Below are 19,394 nucleotides of genomic sequence, written 5' to 3'. Positions count from 1 at the left end.
AATAAAATTAAATCCGGTTTTCGTTTTCGAATTTCATTTCCCACGGATATCCAATTGAAAGGATTAATCGAATCAATCAACATTTCTGCTTTGACGGAAAATAATTCTTCTCCACTTTCTGCACCGGTCGCAGAATTTTCAACTTGTGTTTTTCCGGGAAATAAAATTTTTGGATACTGACGCTTGAAGGAAATAATTTCAACGTTGTGGTTTGCCTTCAATAAATATTTTGCGAGCAGTGCCACGTAATGCGCAATTCCCCCGCGAAGCGGATAAGCAGTTCCGATGATGATGACGTTCATTCGTTGGTTGGTTTGCCGGTTTACAAGAGAAATCGGTAATTACACACTTGTTTTTTTGTAACCGATGTTACGGAAATACATCTTTTTGAAATGACAGCATATTCTCTCTTTTTACTCCAAGCCATAAATTGGGTTTTAACGAGAGAATCCTTTAGGATTCTTACTTCGTACAGCAAAATCATTGATGATTTTGAAGAAATGAAATTGCTCATATTCGTAACAAGAAATCATTTTCTCTTTCCAATGGCAATGAGTGATAAACCAATGGGAAAATTGAACGTGGGAAGAATAAATTTTTCCGTTTCAAACACAGAACGAAGGATTTGATTCACAAGCGGCGAAGGCATATCCAAATCTTTCGCTTCATCCACGTTCGTAATCTTCGCTTGAATTCTCCGCGCGACAGCAACAGGAAATAAAAAGAAATTGAAATAGGACGAGCGCTCAATTTCTAATCCTGCTTGGTTAAACACGGAATGAAGCAACCGTTTTGTGTAGCGTCGTTTGTGGTGTGTTACTACGTCGTGCGCTCCCCACAAAATCTGAAATGCCGGAACGGTTACAAGAACTTTTCCGTTCGGCATCAGCAATGCACTCATTTGTTTCAATACGCCAATATCATCGTCAATATGTTCCACGACATCAAACGCAGTAACTAAATCGAAATTGTTTAAGTACGAGGGAAGTTCATTCAAAAATCCGCGGAACACATTTTTTAATCCGCGCTGTTTACAAAAATCAACCGCTTGCTGCGAAACATCTTGTCCGTACGCATCGAAATGTTTTGAAAACGTATCGAGTATTGCGCCGGTTCCACAACCAACATCAAGTATTTTAGATGATGACTTGAGAGAAAAATTTTTCGAAATGAAGTTCCACAAAATTTTCTGACGCGCCGCAAACCACCAATGCTCGTTTTCAATTTTGTAGAAATGAGGATAAAGAAATTCTTCCATTTATGATGTGGGATTTGGGATTTGGGTAATGGGAATAGATGAAACGGAAAACTCTATGCTCTATGCTCTATGCTCCGCGCACCCTGCTCCGAACTCCCTGCTTTTCCAAAACCAATTTTCTCACGAATCACATACAATGGTCGTTGTTTCACTTCGTCATAAATTCGACCGACATATTCGCCAATAATACCAAGCGTGAGAAGAATCATACCGCCAATAAATAGAATGGAAAGGATTGTCGAAGCCCAGCCGAGTAATGCCTGTTGAGTAAAAAGTTTTGCGTAGAGAACGTACAACATTCCGAGAAATGCAATAAACGCAGAACCAAAACCGACATACGTTGCGAGCCGAAGCGGCGCATTGGAAAATGAAAATAATCCATCGAGCGCAAAATTTATCAAACGCGAAATTGTCATTTGCGGTTTTCCGGCAAATCGCGCTTCTCTATCGAACCAAATTCCTGTTTGCCGAAATCCAACCCACGCGCGCATCCCCGCAATGTAGCGATTGCGTTCCGGCATAGATTGCAACACGGAAACAACTTTTCTATCGAGCAACGAAAAATTTCCTGCTTCCATCGGAATCGGAATGGAAGAAAATCGCTGCATTAATTCATAAAACGAGTGAAATGCAAAACGTTTGAGCGCGTTTTCTTTGCGGCTTTTTTTCATTGTGTACACGACTTCAAAACCGCTTTGCCATTTTGCAATCATTTCAGGAAGAAGTTCCGGCGGGTCTTGTAAATCTCCGTCCATCAAAATTACCGCATCACCGATTGCGGAATCAATTCCCGCTGTAATACCAACTTGATGTCCAAAATTCCGCGCGAGGTCAAGAACTTTTACGTGCGCATCTTTTTCAGCAAACGATTTCATTACGTTCAGCGAATTATCTTTACTGTTATCGTTCACCCAAATAATTTCGTACGGAATATTCACGTTCTTCATTGCTTCGGTTAATCTGCGATGAAGTTCGGGAATTGTTTCTTGTTCGTTGTAGAGTGGAATGACGATGGAAATCATTGTTCGTTGTGAGATTTGGGATTTGAGTTTTGTTTCCCGATTGATGTTCGTTTTCGATAATAATCGAATCCACCGATAGCGACACAAAGGAGTAATGTTGCAAGCGAAATTTTCATTCCGCTGTAAAATGGCTCGGGTTCAAATTTCATTTCGATAGTATGTTCGCCTTTTTCTACAACAAGCGCACGCAAACTCCAGTCTGCGCGATATACTTTTGTTTGTTTTCCATCTACGTATGCATTCCATCCGGGATAAAAAATTTCACTTAAAACAAGGAATCCTTTTTTCGGGGTTTCAACTTTTACCGTGAAAGAATTATTGGAATACGATTCAATTGTTGCGTTCCAATCGCCTTGTTGCGAAGAATCTTCGATTGTTACATTCGGCGATTCGGTAAGCACAACATGTTCTCGCGGGCTAAAATTTTTGCTTGCAACAAAAAGACTTTCATCGTGTTCAGAAGAAAATACACGCGATTTGTACACAAAAAAAGCGCGCGGAAAAAAAATGGAATCGTTCACGAAACGCATTTGCGGGCGCCCCTGCGTTCCGACCATCACCGTATCTATCTTAACGCGAAATCGTGTGTTGAGTAGACGATAACCATCATCGGGATTTGCAACAGGCGGGAGAACTCGTTGTAACGCAAGCGGCGTATATCCTTCCATCAGAAAAATTTGGTCGAGCATTCCTTGATTGCGGTCAATAATTACTGTTCCGCGGTTACGGGCATTGACACGAAAATAATTTTTTTTTCCTTCTTCTTTCAGAAAACTTACAAGCCGTTCACGTTGTGTAAAATATTGTTTCGGAGAAGTTTTACCATTGTTTTGCAGAAATCCGAAAACGGCAAAATCAATAAACTGAAGAACAAAGAGTAACGCAATGAAAAACCGTGATGTGTTTTTTTTCCAAAGTAAGAATAGAACAGCGCAGCACAACAGTGCAATGATTAACGAACCGATTGCTTGCGATTGCGCAACGAGAAACGCAAGGGAAAATGATTCTTGCGGCGAAAGATTTTTCAATCCGCCGGTTCGCGCTTGCCAACCAATAAATCCGTCGAGTAGATTTGTTTTAATTGAAATTATTACAAGGAGCAAAATTCCCGCAAGAGAAAAAATAATTTTCGGGAAAATTGTAATTTCTTTATTGCGTGAAAGAATTTGCTGCAAACCAAATCCGCTTAACAGCGCAAAGGAAAACGTGAAGAAAAATCCCCATCGCCCCATCGAACGGAATTTATCAAAGCCGGGCATAACTTCGTAGAAAATTTTATGCACGAAAAAATTATCTCCGAGAGCGTACAACAGCGCAAAGGTAGCGTAGCAAATAAAAAATGCGACATAGCGTTGTCTTTTAAAAAGTGAAAACGACAACAAGGCAAGCGCAAGAACGCCAACGCCAACATAAATACACGTTTCCCAAAAGTTCCAGTACGATTGCGGTCCCCAATACCGAAGCGGATTATCAGCGAGCAGATGATTCGCCGTTCCGAAAAATTTAGGAATGAGAAGCGTGAACAACTGTTGCCACGAAAGTTGTCCTTCGGATGATTTAGCGTATGTAATTTCTTCGCGAACAGAAAGATTGGCAAGTTCGAATGTCGGCAAAAGTTGAATTGCGGAAAGTCCGATGGAGATAAGAATTACGCCCGCGGCGAGAACGGATGTTTGAAAAATTATGTTCGCGGGGAATGGCTGCGCGTTGAATTGCGCATCGCGAATGGTGTTGTAAATTTCAAAGAGAAAAAAAATGAAAAGGAAAAAGAAAAAATACAACGTGAATTGCGGATGTCCTCCAAGTACGGCAAGCGAAAGGATAAACCCGCAGAGAACCATCCAAAGAAGCGAACGTTCTTCGAATGTTCTTTTGAAAAGAAATACAATCAGCGGAAACCACGCGACTTGTGCAATCACTACTTGATGTATTGTGTGTACAATTGCGAAGCCGGAAAGCATATATGCAAGCGCGCTGAACGCGGCGGGAATGCGTGCGAGCCCAAAAGATTTTGCACAATAAAACATCGTTACGCCCGCGAGAAAAAAATGTGCAATGATGAGCATTTCATTATACCACGCATTCAATGTTCCATCGGAGACGAATGGAATGAGAAGCCAATTCGGAAGGTAAAAGACGGTTGTTTGAATATCCGCTTGAAATGGCGTTCCGCCAAAGGTGAAGGGATTCCACAACGGAATTTCTCCGTTGGAAAGCGATACGGTTGCAAAATTCCGAACCGGATAAAAATAGAAGAGAAAATCTTCCCAGAAAAATGATGTTCCGAAAATTACTTGATGAAAAAATATAACGACAAACAGCGCGAGCAAGGAAAGACAATGCCAATCTTGTAGAAAAGAAAATGTATTTTCTTGACGAATCGGTTGCTGGGTAGTTTTCTTTTTATCTTGTTTTGCCATCAGTGGGGAAAATACAAATGTCAAATTCCAAATGACAAATAAAATCCAAAGTTTAAATTCCAACTTGAATACATTTGGTCATTAGTGTTTTGAACTTTATTTGAAATTTGGTTTTGGTGTTTTGGAATTGATCAAACGAAGTACTGAATCATTCACGCGTTCAACAGAAAGATAGTGCATACAATTATTCGGGCACGTCGGAGAAAAAAAGCATTCGCAATCAAAATCAGGTTCGAGTATTTCTCCCAAACCGTACAATTCAAATTCGTGTTTGTTGAAAATGTTATTGAACAACACGATTTTCTTATTTAACGCAAGCGAAATGTGCATTGCCATTGTTACTGCGGTTACAACCAAATCGCATTGCGCTACGAGATTGATAAATTGTCGCAACGGAAAATGTCCGAGATACAATGCGCCGGATTTTTTTGCGAGCGACAAATTCTTTTCGTGTTCTTGTTCACCGCCAAGCAAGAGCGGAACGTATCCTGCTTTTTTCAAATTCTTTGCAAGAGAAATCCAGTTTTCGTTCGCCCATAAACGCGAAGTCCATCGTCCGCCGCAACCGGTATTTAAGCCGATGATTTTTTTCCCTTTTGGAAAATTCCATTGGTAACCATCGCTTGCAAAATTATCGAGAATGTATTTTTCGCCGGAAAATTTTTCTCCTGCGATTTCAAATAATTCTTCGAGATAACTTTTCGTGTTTGCTTTGTTCACGTCATCGAAAATGCCGGTGAAATATTTCTGCTCGGCAAATTTATTTGCCGGTGATGGAATTCCATTCTTCAACACAAACCCGAATTTCTTTTTCGCAGAAAGAGAACCTGCAAGCGCGGATGCTTCTCTGTCTTTATCATAATTGTAAATTCTGCTGAACGGAATTTGTTGCAGCGTAATTAAACTTGCGTGATTCCATTTCAATACAACATCAACAAACGAAGGAACAACTTCCGGCGTGAGTGTAAGCCACCAAATTTTTGCGCCGGGAAATTTCTTTTTGATCAAATGAAGCAACGGCGTTGTGCGAATGACATCCCCAATTGCGCCAAGTTTGATAATGAGAATGTTTTCCGTTGTTGGCTGATAGTGCGAGCAAATTTTTCCTTTTTCGTTAAAACAATGTACGCCGAATTGTTTATGCGGTTTACACGGAACGTCGCCGCGAAAAAACCTGCAATCGGTTTTTAAAGAAGAAAGCGAAATCGGAGAATTACGATGTGGCATCAATGAACGCTATAATTTAAACGGAGTACGTTTTCAATTGTATTTTAATGGTGCAAAAAATACTGAAAAATTTTGTTGAAGGAAAAGAAAAAGCGACTCAATTACTCGAATCGCTTTTCGTTCTTTAATCAATTTACTCTTTACAAATGCTTTTCCCGTATTGCGTACTCCCTCGGTGAGGATGAGTGTGATTTCGTAATCATATCGCCGATAAGACCGGTGGAAAATAACTGAACGCCGACTATCATCAGCAAAATTCCTACAAAAAGAAGGGGACGATTACTGAGCGGTTCGTTGTGAAACCAATCGTAAGTCAGTTTTGCATTGATGATAAAACCAAGCGTTGTGGATATTGCCCCCATTGTTCCGAAGAAATGCAACGGACGGCGAAAATATTTTGTCGTAAATAACACCGTAAGCAAATCGAAAAAGCCGCGCCAAAATCTCGATGCGCCGAATTTCGATTTCCCGAATTTTCTCGGACGATGAACAACGACCTCTTCCGTAACTTTATAGCCATTGCGGAAAGCAAGCACGGGAATATACCGATGCAGTTCTCCGTAAATCTCAAGCGATTTTGCGACTTCGCTTTTGTACGCTTTCAGTCCGCAATTGAAATCGTGCAAATGTACACCCGACATCAACGACGTTATGAAATTAAAAAACTTCGATGGCGCGGTTTTGGAAACCGGGTCATAACGTTTTTTCTTCCAACCGGAAACTAAATCGTTTCCTTCTTTAATTTTCGAAATGAGTTTCGGAATTTCTGAAGGTTCGTCTTGCAAATCTGCATCCATCGTAATTACGATGTCGCCTTTGGCATGTTCAAAACCAACGGAGAGCGCGGCAGATTTTCCATAGTTGCGACGAAAACGGATATACTTAATATGGTGATCTTGATTTCGCAATTGTCGCAAAATGTTTGCAGAATTGTCGGTACTTCCATCGTCAATAAAAATAATTTCGTAACGATTGAATGAAGAAAGTGTTTCTTTCAGTTTCGATGAAAGTTCCCGGAGCGATTCTTCTTCGTTGAATAGCGGAATGACAACGGAAATGGAAAATTCGTTGTTGCGTTGTCGTTCCTGTTGCTGTCGTTCGCGTTGCTCTCGAAAATCTTTCCCGTTTCTTCGTTCATCTCTCCGATAGTCTTTTCGTTCGTCGCGTCGGTCTTCGCGTCGCGGTTTTTGAAATCGTTCCCGCGGCTCATCTCGTTTTTCTTGTCGTTGCTGTATTTCTTTTTCTAACTCTTGCATTGATGGTTTTCGTTTTTCTTGTTGCTGAGACTTTGTTTTTTCATAATTTCTTTGTTCCCTTCGTTGAATACGCTGTTCCCACGGTATTTCTTTTTTCGTCTCTGTTTCTCGTGGTTGTTCCTCCTGTGCCAATGGAAGAGGATTTGTGCGTTCCTCTTCTGAAGCAAGATTGCTTTCAGAATTGTCGTTGACTATCTGTTTTGCAGCGGGCTTTTCCGATGGAAATGAATTTTCGCGCAGCATTTGTTTTGCATCGAAATCTGAAGGGCTCGGTTGTTGGATTTTTTCTCCGTTTTCTATTGACACGGGCAAAAGATACTGAAATTTATTCGGGGAGAAAAGACGGAGGGGAAATTTCTACTTCTCTACTATTTTCCCCAACTACCCCGTATTTTCACCACACGATTTTTAACTTTCACTCACTTTTTCATACGAGGATTCTACAATAAACGAACAACAATTTCTTACATTCGATTCAAGAAATATGCGAGTGATGCTCCAAAAGTTTCATCAACAAGTCGCAGGAGCGGTGCCCTAACGGAATGAACGCAAACGATTCAGCACCGTAAATTCTTGTATAGAATCAACACCAAGGAATGCTTTGCTATTTCAGAAGAATCATCTTTCGCGTTTGAACAATATTTTCCGTTTGAAGACGATAGAAATACACACCGCTCGTTAATCCGTTTGCATCGAACTGAACTTCGTGTTCGCCTTCTTCCATTGGTTCGTTGTTTAATAACGTTGCAACTTCTCTTCCAAGAACATCGTACACTTTCAACGTTGTTTGTAAGGGCAATTCATGAATTGCCCCTACGGGAATTTCAAATCGAATCGTTGTTGTCGGATTAAACGGATTCGGATAGTTTTGCTCCAGCGATATTCCCGACGGAAAATAATCATACTCGCCAATTCCAATGTTTTCATCATTCGGTTTTGTCGGCAACTGTTTTACAATTCCAACGTTCCCCGCAGTTTTAATTCCTAACAAGGTTATCTCATACGCAAGCCGCTGATTTTTTACTTTCGTTGTGTCTATCCAACTATTGGAAATACTGAACGTTGTTGCAAATCCAGCGTTGATAGGTTTCAGTACTTTGCTAACAAACAACCTCACTTCGTCATACGCCGCATCGTTTGTTACTCCGAATTTTTCATAATATGTCATAATGCTATCAAGATATTTTCCCATGTTCGTCAGCGACATTCCGTATAACTGTTTTCCCATCAATATAAACGTTGTATCTAACAATAAATCGCCAAAGTATTCCGGTGTTACTTTCTTCTCACTCGCTTTCAAATTTAAATTAAACAAAACGCCTTGCTCCCACGCAGAATTATCGTATTGCATTCTGCTTGCATTTATTGCTTTGCTTAATTTTTTATTCTTTTTCCCGGGAATACGTAGATAATCAATTGGATACGCCGTTCCCGAATGCGATGATGTATAAAGTTTTACGATCGCGGCTGCATTTTTGTAGTGAATCCATCCGTATTTTTTCGCAGAATCTTTTTCTGTTTGAGCAAGACCTAAAAACGTCGCTCCCGATTTTCCGATTTTTACAAACACATTCGCAACCGCCGTCATCTGATTCGGTAATTCTTTAAGAACATCATTTTTCCCGAACTTCAACTTGGCGGCTTTTCCGGTTATTTCCGAAATAGTAAACGTACGGAACTTCAACGAGCCATTGTAATTCCCGAAATCTTTTCCCGTAAAAATTCCTCCGCTGGTCATAACAACGGAATACGTGTTCGGATTTGTCGGATATGTTTGCGCCCATCCAACACGAGAAATTTCCGAAACCGTATATGTTCCCGGTGTAAGTTCCGAGAATACATAGTTTCCGCTTGAATCCGTCATCACGGTATCCGATTGCGCGCCGGAAATACTCACGTAAAAACTATCGAGCGATTGTTCTCCAACATCGCGCGTCCCGTTTCCGTTCGCATCGTCAAACGTTGTTCCGCTAATTGTTCCGTATTGAAAATTTCCGAAGTCATAATTTGTGGCGCTTTGTCCCGTAGAGAGAAACACAACATACAAAGATGGATTTACCGGCGCGGTAATTAACCATCCGCTTTGCTGTTCTCTCTGTAAGATGTATGCGCCCGGTAATAAATTGATGAATGAATAATTTCCGTTCACGTCGGTTAATGCAGAATCTGATTTGCCTCCCGAAAGTTTTATTTTCCAGTTTTGAAGTCCAACTTCGCCTGCATCTTTCATTCCATCACCATCGGAATCGTTAAAATTTTGCCCGCTGATACTTCCCAGTTGCACATCACCGAAATCTTTTCCCGTTGCACCGAAACCCGAAGTTATCGTAACGAAATATGTTCCCGGAAACGACGGCATCGTTTGCGTCCATCCGCTTTGTGCAACTTCACTCACCGTGTACGTTCCCGCAGATAAACCTGAAAACAGATAATTTCCGTTTGCATCCGTAATTACCGAATCGTTTTTTTGTCCGGAAATTTTTATCACCCAATTTTGCAAACCGATTTCACCAACATCCTTAGCACCGTTACCGTTTGCATCGCTGAATTTCATTCCGCCGATATTTCCCAATTGAAAGTTTCCGAAATTATTGCTCGCGGAATTTGTTCCGCTCGTAATGATAATTGCCGAAGGATGTGCCGACGTTTGCATCCATCCACTTTGCACTTTCTCCCGAACATAATACGTTCCGACGGTTACGTTTGCGAAAGTATATCCTTCATCTGATGTAATTGCAGAATCAATGAGCGTTAGCGTATCGGTCTTGTACAAATATATTTTCCAACTTACAATACCGCTTTCGCCGCCTTCGCGAATTCCGTTGCCGTTGTAATCATTAAATAAAATTCCGGAAATCGTTCCGAGTTTAAAATTCCCAAAATCTTTTCCGGTTGTATTTACTCCGGAAGAAAGTGAAACGGTATACGTTGTTGAAAGTGGGTACGTTTGCGTCCATCCGTTTTGCTGAACCTCGCTAATCGTGTACGTTCCTGCTGATAAATCGGAAAACAAATAGTTTCCTCCCGCATCAGTGAACATCGAATCATTCTCCGGACCGGAAATTTTTATTTTCCAGTTTGCCAGTCCCGATTCGTTTTCCTCTTTAATTCCATTTCCATTGATGTCATTAAATTTCATTCCGCCGATTACCGGATGTTGGAAATTACCAAAATCCTTTCCCGAAAAAACGCTTCCACTTGCAACAGAAATGGAATATGTTCCTGCAACGGGAAATGTTTGCGACCATCCAATTTGCTGAACTTCGCTTACGGTATAATTTCCATACGTGAGCGTACTGAACATATAATTTCCGTTTGCATCCGTAAGAACAGAATCGTTCTTTGCGCCAGAAATTTTTATTTTCCAGTTCACGATACCGCTTTCTCCAAGATCTTTCACTCCGTCGCCATCCGCGTCGTTAAATGTTTGACCGCTCAAAATTCCATATTGAAAATTTCCGAAATTTTTTCCCGTAGCATTTGTTCCGCTCGTAATCGTTACGGAATATGAACCTCCCGAAACAGGAAGCGTTTGCAACCATCCGTTTTGCGCCACTTCACTCACGGAATAATTTCCAACGTTTAAACTCGTGAATGAAAAATTTCCGTTTGCATCCGTAAGAACAGAATCGTTCTTTGCGCCAGAAATTTTTATTTTCCAGTTCACGATACCGCTTTCTCCAAGATCTTTCACTCCGTCGCCATCGGCATCTAAAAATTTCGTTCCACTGATAGTTCCAAGTTGAAACGCGCCGAAATCTTTTGCTGTTGCATTTTGTCCGCTTGTAATTGTCAGCGAATATGTTCCCGGCGCAATTGGCATTGTTTGTATCCATCCGCTTTGTATCACAAAACTCACCGTATAATTTCCCGCAAGTAAATTCGTGAACGAAAAATTTCCACTCGCATTGGTAAATACGGAATCCGTTGCAACGCCACTGATTTTTATTTTCCAGTTTTGCAATCCGTTTTCACCGTCATCTTTACTCCCGTTTCCGTTGACGTCATCGAACACTTGCCCGCTAATACCTGCAAGTTGATAATTTCCGAAATTCGTATTCGGATAATTTGTTCCGCTCGAAACCGAAAACGAATATGTTCCCGGCGACGATGGGTGCGTTTGAATCCATCCGTTTTGCGCCACTTCACTCAGGGAATAATTTCCCGAAACTAAATTGGTGAACGCATAATTTCCGTTTCCGTCGGTAAGTTGCGAATCAACCTTTGCGCCGGAAAGTTTTATTTTCCAGTTCGAGAGCCCCGATTCACCCGCATCTTTCAGACCATTTCCGTTTTCGTCGTTGAATGTTGTTCCGCTGATTCCCACAAGTTGAAAATTCCCGAAATCTCTATTCGTTGCATTGGTTCCGCTCGTAATAAGTATCGGATAACTCGTTGGCGATACAGGAATCGTTTGCTTCCATCCGCTTTGCAGGTCTTCAAACAACGTATAATTTCCCGCCAACAAATTATTGAACGAAAAATTTCCGCTTGCATTGGTATAGACAGAATCGCTTGCCGCGCCACTGATTTTTATTTTCCAATTGGAAAGTCCAGGTTCACCAAGGTCTTTCGTTCCGTCTCCATCTAAATCGTTAAATACATTTCCGCTGATAGAACTTATCTGATAATTTCCGAAATCTCTATTCGTTGCATTGGTTCCGCTCGAAACCGAAATCGAATACGACGAAGGAGAAACAGGAATTGTGTGAATCCATCCGTTTTGCAACGCTTCCGTGATTGTATAATTTCCAACGGTTATGTTGCCGAACGAATAATTTCCGTTCGCATCCGTGAACATTGAATCTGTTACTGGTCCAGCAAGACGCATTCTCCAACTTTCCAAACCGGGTTCGCCGATATCTTTTGTTCCGTCGCCATCTAAGTCATTGAATGTTGTTCCGCTAATTGTTCCGAGATGAAAATTCCCGAAATTATTTCCCGAAAAATTTATCGTTGCGCCGCCGAGTGAAATTGAATATGACGATGGAGAACTTGGCATTATTTGAATCCATCCGTTTTGCAATTCTTCTGAAACGGAAAATGTTCCGGAATGTAAATCCGAAAAAGAGTAATTTCCAGAAATATCCGTAAGTTGCGAATCAACGCCTGCGCCAGAAATTTTTATTTTCCAGTTTTGAAGTCCTGATTCGCCAACATCTTTTATTCCGTTTCCATCAACATCGTCGAACACTGTTCCGCTGATTGTTCCGCCATTGACGGTAAATGGCTCCGCATTCGAAGTTCCGCCTGCGGGCGCGGGGTTAAAAACAGTAATGTAAAACGTTCCCGCACTATCCAAATCGCTCGCAAGAATTGGTGCAGAAATTTCAGTAACGCTTGTGTACGTTGTTGTTCTGTCGCTTCCGTTGAAACGAATAACAGAACCGAAGACAAAATTATTTCCCGTTACTGTTAGCATAAATCCGGAACCGCCAACATTTTTATTTGTCGGAGAAATGGTAGTAATCGAAGGAACAGGATTGTTCGTTGATTCGCCGATTTGAAAATCGCCGAACGAAGTTACGTTCGAAATTTGCGCCGAAGTAGCGGTAACAGTTCCCAGGAAAACAGAAGACCATAAAACGCCGTTGTAATTTTTTGCAATAAAGAAATTGGTGTTGGAACCCGCGTCAACATCGTTTGCTACGTAATTAAACACTGCGTTGTACGAGTCAAAAATAGTTCCATTGTTCGTGAGCGTCCAGAAACGGTTGACGCTTTTCTCGGTTTTTATTCCGGAATTTGCAATGTCGGAATGGTCGTTTGGCGTTGTTTTCATTGTCAAATTTCCTGAAGAAGTTACGTTTGCAAACGTTATTGTTGCAGGCGTATAGTATGTTGCATCACCGATTTCAAACGAAACGGAAGGAGAACCTGTTGGAATATTTTTTTGCAAATTACCAATGATATGCCCGCTTGTTCGTGAAAGATTTCCCGAAGATGACATAACAAGTTTGTTGGCATTGGTCGTGATATTACCGTTCATCATTGTCATCGTTCCGTTCACGGTAACGTCAGAAGAGAACGTTGCGCCGTTTGCATCGTTCAATTCAAGATTTGTGAACGAACCATTTCCTGAAAGAGAATGTGCCGCGGTACTTCCGCTCAATAAAATTTTTCCCGAACCGACAACCGCATCATCGTTTTCCACATCTCCTTTTGCTGTTAATATAAAAGTAGCAACATCGAAACTTCCAGAAGTGAGCGCTATTGTTCCATTCACCGTCGTATTTGCCGAAAGAGTTTTTGTACCGCTTCCGCTTGTAGAAAAATTATTGAATACAAACCCCGGAATTGTTTGCGCTCCGTTGCCGTTGAAATCTATCGTGCTTCCGGTGATGGTGTACGAATTTGTTCCCGGTGCAAATGTTCCCGCAATACCGATTGTTCCACTCGATGCAAGAATTCGGTTTCCGGAGTTGCTGCTCGTAAGATTATTGTAATGGAATAGCGGAATTGTTTGCGCTTCACTTCCGTTAAAATCTATTGTGCTTCCAGTAACGGTGTATGAATTTGTTCCGGGTGTAAATGTTCTTGCAATACCGATTGTTCCGCTCGATGCGAGAATTCGATTTCCAGAATTACTGCTCGTCAGATTTCCATAATTAACAGCAGAAATTATTTGTGTTCCTGTTCCATAATATTCGACAGTACTGTTATTGCTCAACGCGTACGTATCAAAAGTTGGAAGAGAATTTGTTCCTCCTATTTTCAGGAATGTTCCTAAAGCTAACGTTAACGTTCCACTTCCGCTTTGCGAAACAGTGAATGAAGAAATGTCAAATGTTCCGTTCGAAACATTAAGCGATGAGATTCCGGTAAGAGGAACATTCAACGTAACCGACGAGGAAGTTTTTGAAATATCAAGATTGTAAAACTGCGTCGGAGAAGTGCTTCCCGAAATGATTGAAGGAGAAGAACCAGAAAACGTAACGGTAGTTCCGGCAGCATTAAACGTTCCATTGTTCGTAAAATTTCCAACGACATTGAAATCAACAACGGCATCAATCGCTCCTGCAATCGTTATGTTATTAAACGTTGTTGTGCTTGTTCCGGTAATATTTGCGCTTGTTCCGCTGTTTAAGACAATCGTAGAAGAATTTGCGGTAAATGTTCCGTTGTTCGTGAAATTTCCGGAAATCGTATGCGTTAAATTGGAGCCGGCATTCAACAACGCACCGTTTTCAATCGTTACACTTCCGCTTGCGTTCCAATTGGAAACAAGTACGATGCCTGAAATATTCGTGTTGGAAACATTGACTTGTGCGAAATTCGGATTTCCCCCGGTTAATGCGATTAATCCTATTCCTGAGAAATTAACAGTTCCCGCGCTAGAAAAAGAAGTTCCCAAAAGTGTAAGCGTTACCGAACCCGTGGGCGAAAAATTGATTGTTCCATTACTTGTTACTGTTCCGTTGTTCGTAAAATTACTTTGAAACGTGTGCGATGAACTTCCGCCGGAAAATGTTGTTCCGCTTCCAACAGAAAAATTACCGCCAATAGTCCAATTCACTTCGACAGCAACGCCGCTGGTGTTATTGATGTTGACGTTTGTTAAATTTGGCGAAGATGTTCCACTCATCGTGGGCGCGCTTGTTCCGTTAAAATTAACTGTTCCGGAACTTGTGAAACCGGAATTTAAGACAATCGTTTGCGCATTAGTGCCAGAAAACGTAACGGTTCCGCTGTTCGAAAAATTGCCGGAATTTAAAAAATCTCCCGATGAAACAAACGTTGTATTTCCCGTCGTAAATGTTCCGTCATTATCCATTGTTCCGTTCACGGTAACGTTATCCGTAGCAGTATAAACTCCAGTAACATTTAAATTGTTGAACGTAGAATTTCCATTCAATGTTTTCGAAGTTCCGCTAAGCGCAATACTACTTGTTGATGGTGTAAACGTTCCGTTATTTGACCAGTTTCCCTGTATTGAAAGCGAATACGAACCTGCATTGAACGATGCTCCGGAGTTTATCACAAAGTTACCTGCAACGGTCGAAGATCCCAATAATGTTTTTGCATTGCTTCCACCATTGGAAAACGAAAGATTTCCATACGTCATAGCCGCAACGGATTGCGAAACTGTGCTGTTGTATTCCACCGTGCTTGAACTTGCTAAACTATTCGTTGCAAAATTGGAAGGAAAATTATTCGCGCCCCCGACGTTCAAAGTTGTTCCCGAAGCAAGAGAAAATGTGCCGCCAATGGAACTTCTGGAGAGAGAATACGAGGCAAGGTTAACTGTTCCGTTAGAAAATGAAAAATCACCATTCACGGTTAAATTTCCCGAAGGAGAAAGTATTCCAGCGGTTTTATTCACAGTAAGATTATTGAATGTTGTTGTAGAAACTGCTTGACTGCTGCTTCCGTTAAAAACAACAGTTCCCGTACTTGCAGTAAATGTTCCGTTGTTTGTCCAATCCCCGCCAACCGAAATAGTAGAACCATTCCCATTCATCGTAGTGCCAGCGCCAATGGATACATTTCCTGCGATGATGAGATTTGCATTTGCTTCAAAAGTACCATTGGTAGAAAGAGTAAAATTCCCATTCACCGACGCTGATGACGAAAGCGTTGCTGTTCCGAGTGTTTTATCAAAAGTTAGATGATAATATGTTACCGGCGCCACTGTTTGCGTACCTGCACCATTATAGGTTACAGTGCTGGTATTCGCAGAAAAAGTTCCGTTGGAAAAATTATAGTTGCTTCCGATATTCAAATTTCCTGCGCCCGTGAACGAAACCACTGCTCCTCCCGATTGCGTAAGCGAACCGGAAATTGTTATTGTTCCTGTGCTTGCGCTTAAACTGATTGTTCGACCGGTTGTTCCATCACTCAAATCTATATCTCCGCCAATTGACATAGATTGCGCACCGATGCTGATAGTATGTGCTGCATCGGCGCTCCACGTTCCGCCAATATTTCCCGAAGTAGTTAGTGAACCGGAATTTACTGAAAGAACGGCTGCTTGTACGCTTCCGAATTTTATACTCTTCACGGAAACAGCAGAACTGATAATCGGTTGATTGACAAATGATACCGTTCCCAACTGCGCAATATCATTTGCCGAAGGGGGAAGCGACGGCACTCCTTGTACTGCAGTCCAGTTTGAAACATTTTCCCATGCAGAACTTACCGAACCGTTCCATCTCGCCGCATTGACGTCTTCCGATAATGTCCAACGTGTTCCAATGTTCGTTAAACTATTGAGTTCAACCCAATTATCCGTTGAACTGTTGGATGTTTTTCCCGAGCTTGACCATGAGCCGGAATACTTCCATAATGACATTGCAGTTTCGGAATTGCCGTTTAACTCCGCATCATCATAGTGTAAGCGTAATGTTGCGTTGTATGCTCCTCCCGTAACGCTCACATTATATTCACGATTAACAGAACCGCCAAACGGAAAATCACTCACGGCGCCACTCGTAACAGTAACGCTTACCGAAGAAATTCCCGCGCCGCCGCTTGCAAAAGTTATCGTATTGAACGGACCTTCAAACGCATACGAAGTTCCGTTCGAAAAAATATGCGTTCGTGAAATCGTTCCCAAAATTATTCCTCCGCCGGTTCTTGTCGTGGTAATGGTTACTGCATTGTTTCCCGTAGTCATTTTTCCCGAGGTCATATTGAGTGTTGCTACGGATACGTTGCTGTTTAATAAAATATTGTTTGAAGAAGAATTTTTGTTTTCCGTAAGAATATTGAATGTTGAAGCGCCGGAAATTGCAGCGTCGTTTCCTCCAACAAATTGAATCGTGCTTGTGCTTGCGGTAAATGTGCCGTTGTTTGTCCAGTTTCCATACAAGGAATGCGTATAGAAACTCGCATTAAATGTTGCTCCGGCATTTATCGAAATATCTCCGTTCACCGTCAATGCGCTTCCTGCGGTTTTTGTCGCGTTCCCAGAAAAACTTACGTTGTTGTATGTCGTTCCAATCACTGATTGCGAAGAAGTCGAGTTGAAATCAACCGTATTTGGTGTCGTAGAGGTAACGTCGAAAGTTCCCGCGCTCAATGTTAAACTTCCCGCAACTCCCAACACAGATCCGGTTCCAAGTTGAAGTTTTGTACCGTTTAAAATAACATTGAAAAGATTTGCCGTTCCCGAAAGAGTTGTTGTTCCAGAAAACGTAACGGCGCCCGATGTTGCGGAGAGAGAACCACTCACCGTGAGATACGAATTGAGTGAAAAACTTGCCGATGTAGAAATCGTTCCCGTAACATTGATTGCATTCATTGTAATTGTTCCGCTTCCGCTAATTGATTTTGAACTCCCACTTATCGTCATTGTTCCTAAGGAGGCAGAAAACGTTCCGTTCACAACGAAGTTTCCTGCAATAGAAAATGAGGTTGTTGTCGTAACCGAATTAGTGATGGTAAGATTTCCAAACGTAATTCCTGTTCCGGAAATTGTTTTTGATGCGCCGGACATTGTAAGAATTCCGTCACCAGCAGCGTGAGAAAATGTTCCTGTGCCGCTTGTGGAAATATTTCCATCAATATTTATATTCGTTACCGAATTTGAAGTTACCCCGTTTCCGGAAATTACGACATTATTGAAATTATTATTCCCTGTTCCGCTAATTACTGCATTCGTTCCGGAAAAATTTATCGTGCTCGTATTTCCCGTAAATGTTCCATTGTTCGTCCAGTTCCCTATAATATTATGCGTGAAAGAACTGCCATCAAAAGTTGTGGAAGAACCGAGAGACACATTTCCGTTTATCGTTAGAGCCGCATTTGCTATTACTGATACGCTTGTTCCGCCTCCAATACTTGTCGAAAAATTTCCGCCAATTGTCATTGATGTCGAAGGAAGCGTTTTTATTGCCGAACCTCCACTGCTGCTTAAGGATAAATTTCCGAATGATTCTAAATCAATTGTTTGGTCCGCTCCGGAGTATTCAACCGTGCTGGTTCCCCCAAACGAATGTGTTGCGTAATTGGAAGGAAGAGACTTTGTTCCCGCAACTTTCAGAGTTGCTCCATTGGAGACAGTAAGAGTTCCGCCGGCAACCGTTGTTCCTCTGTTGGCTGTGTACGAAGAAAGGTCGAATGTTCCTTCCGTAACGACGATATTTCCGTCGGAAGAATTTACCGAAGAAAGTGCGTTGAGGTTTGCGCTTAACGATTTTGTTGTTGCGCCGCTGATTCGAAGTGTTGAATACGTGTATGAACTGCTTATTGTTTGGTTTGTTGTTGTTGAAGCGTATTCAACAGTGCTTCCTGTATTAAATGTTGTCCCGGAAAATCCTGTAAAATTTTGTGAGTACAATTCCGCTTTGACAAGAAGTTTTCCACCGTTGTTCACGGTCAATGTATTGCTTCCCGTGAACAAATATGTTGGAGATTCATTCGGATTGAATGTTCCGCTTATCGCCACGGCTCTTGACGCAGAAATGTTCGCGTTCAACGTAACCGTGCTTCCTGCATTGATTGTAAGTTTTCGAAACGCCGTTCCGCCGTTTATGGATTGTGTTGTTCCGTTAAACGTTACTTGGTCGCTGGTACTCAACGTAGTATAGTTTCCGTACTTTGTCCAATCGCCTGATAACGAAAACGTTACACCGTTGGAATGATTAATTGTACCATTTGTTCCTATTAACACATTTCCGGAAACCGTAAGCGTTTGGTCTAATGTAAGAGTTGAAGTTTTCGTTCCATTGCCAATAGTTAGCGATTTACACGATGAGGACGCGCTTAAGTTCGGTTGATTGGAACCTGTAAAACTTGCATCTCCAATAATCGCATCTACCGCCGAATTGGGAACGCCGTTTGTCCAGTTAGACGAAGTGCTCCAATTCGTGCTTCCTCCAATCCACGATGTTGAAGTTTGGGAAAAAACAGACATTGTAATTAACATTGAAAGACCCAAACATATTTTTAGATAGTTTTGAATACGCATAAAATACTCTTGTGAAAAAGATGATATATAATTCTTGTAAAAAATAGGAAATTCATAATAGAAATTCTATTGATTCATATCACGGCAAAAAAAATATTTGGTACATCTATTCTCGAGATTCTCAAAGATTCACTAAAATATCTTACCTCTTTTTATTACTATTTATGTTTCCTTGCTTCTTGCGTTTCGTTATTTAAAAGCGTTGCCATTTCTCCCCCAAGAATGCCGAATACTTTACTAACTGCCTACAGCCAAAAGCCAATAGTCGTTTTCGAATTGGACGGATTCGGATAGTTTTGC

General features: G+C 41.4%; 7 protein-coding genes. All 7 read right to left on the bottom strand.

Going from position 1 to position 19,394, the window contains the following annotated elements; all coding sequences use genetic code 11:
* Positions 1-302: glycosyl transferase family 1 (locus tag FJ218_04605; protein MBM4166187.1), on the bottom strand; the 302-nt coding region annotated here is incomplete at its 3' end.
* A gap of 227 nt (positions 303-529) precedes the next feature.
* The gene (locus FJ218_04600) at positions 530-1,258 is read right to left on the bottom strand and encodes a class I SAM-dependent methyltransferase (protein ID MBM4166186.1); all 729 of its coding nucleotides are present in this window, start codon (positions 1,256-1,258) and stop codon (positions 530-532) included.
* Positions 1,259-1,311: 53 nt separating this feature from the next.
* A complete protein-coding gene (locus tag FJ218_04595) occupies positions 1,312-2,280 on the bottom strand; it encodes a glycosyltransferase family 2 protein (protein ID MBM4166185.1) in 969 nt (322 codons plus the stop codon).
* Positions 2,277-4,700 carry a YfhO family protein gene (locus FJ218_04590; protein MBM4166184.1) on the bottom strand — a complete coding sequence of 808 codons (2,424 nt, stop codon included), beginning with the start codon at positions 4,698-4,700 and terminating at the stop codon, positions 2,277-2,279. Before FJ218_04590 ends, FJ218_04595 begins: the two co-directional genes overlap by 4 nt.
* A gap of 96 nt (positions 4,701-4,796) precedes the next feature.
* Positions 4,797-5,927 carry a glycosyltransferase family 9 protein gene (locus FJ218_04585; GenBank protein ID MBM4166183.1) on the bottom strand — a complete coding sequence of 377 codons (1,131 nt, stop codon included), beginning with the start codon at positions 5,925-5,927 and terminating at the stop codon, positions 4,797-4,799.
* A 140-nt stretch (positions 5,928-6,067) separates the two neighbouring features.
* Positions 6,068-7,183 carry a glycosyltransferase family 2 protein gene (locus FJ218_04580; GenBank protein ID MBM4166182.1) on the bottom strand — a complete coding sequence of 372 codons (1,116 nt, stop codon included), beginning with the start codon at positions 7,181-7,183 and terminating at the stop codon, positions 6,068-6,070.
* Between the two features lie 604 nt (positions 7,184-7,787).
* Positions 7,788-19,094, bottom strand: coding sequence for a T9SS type A sorting domain-containing protein (locus tag FJ218_04575; protein MBM4166181.1), 11,307 nt, complete (start codon positions 19,092-19,094; stop codon positions 7,788-7,790).
* Positions 19,095-19,394 lie beyond the last annotated feature (300 nt).

The organism is Ignavibacteria bacterium (assembly GCA_016873775.1).
Taxonomy (GTDB): domain Bacteria; phylum Bacteroidota; class Ignavibacteria; order UBA10030; family F1-140-MAGs086; genus JAGXRH01.
Note: the sequence above shows the minus strand (reverse complement) of the source record. Positions and strands in the feature narration are given on the sequence as shown.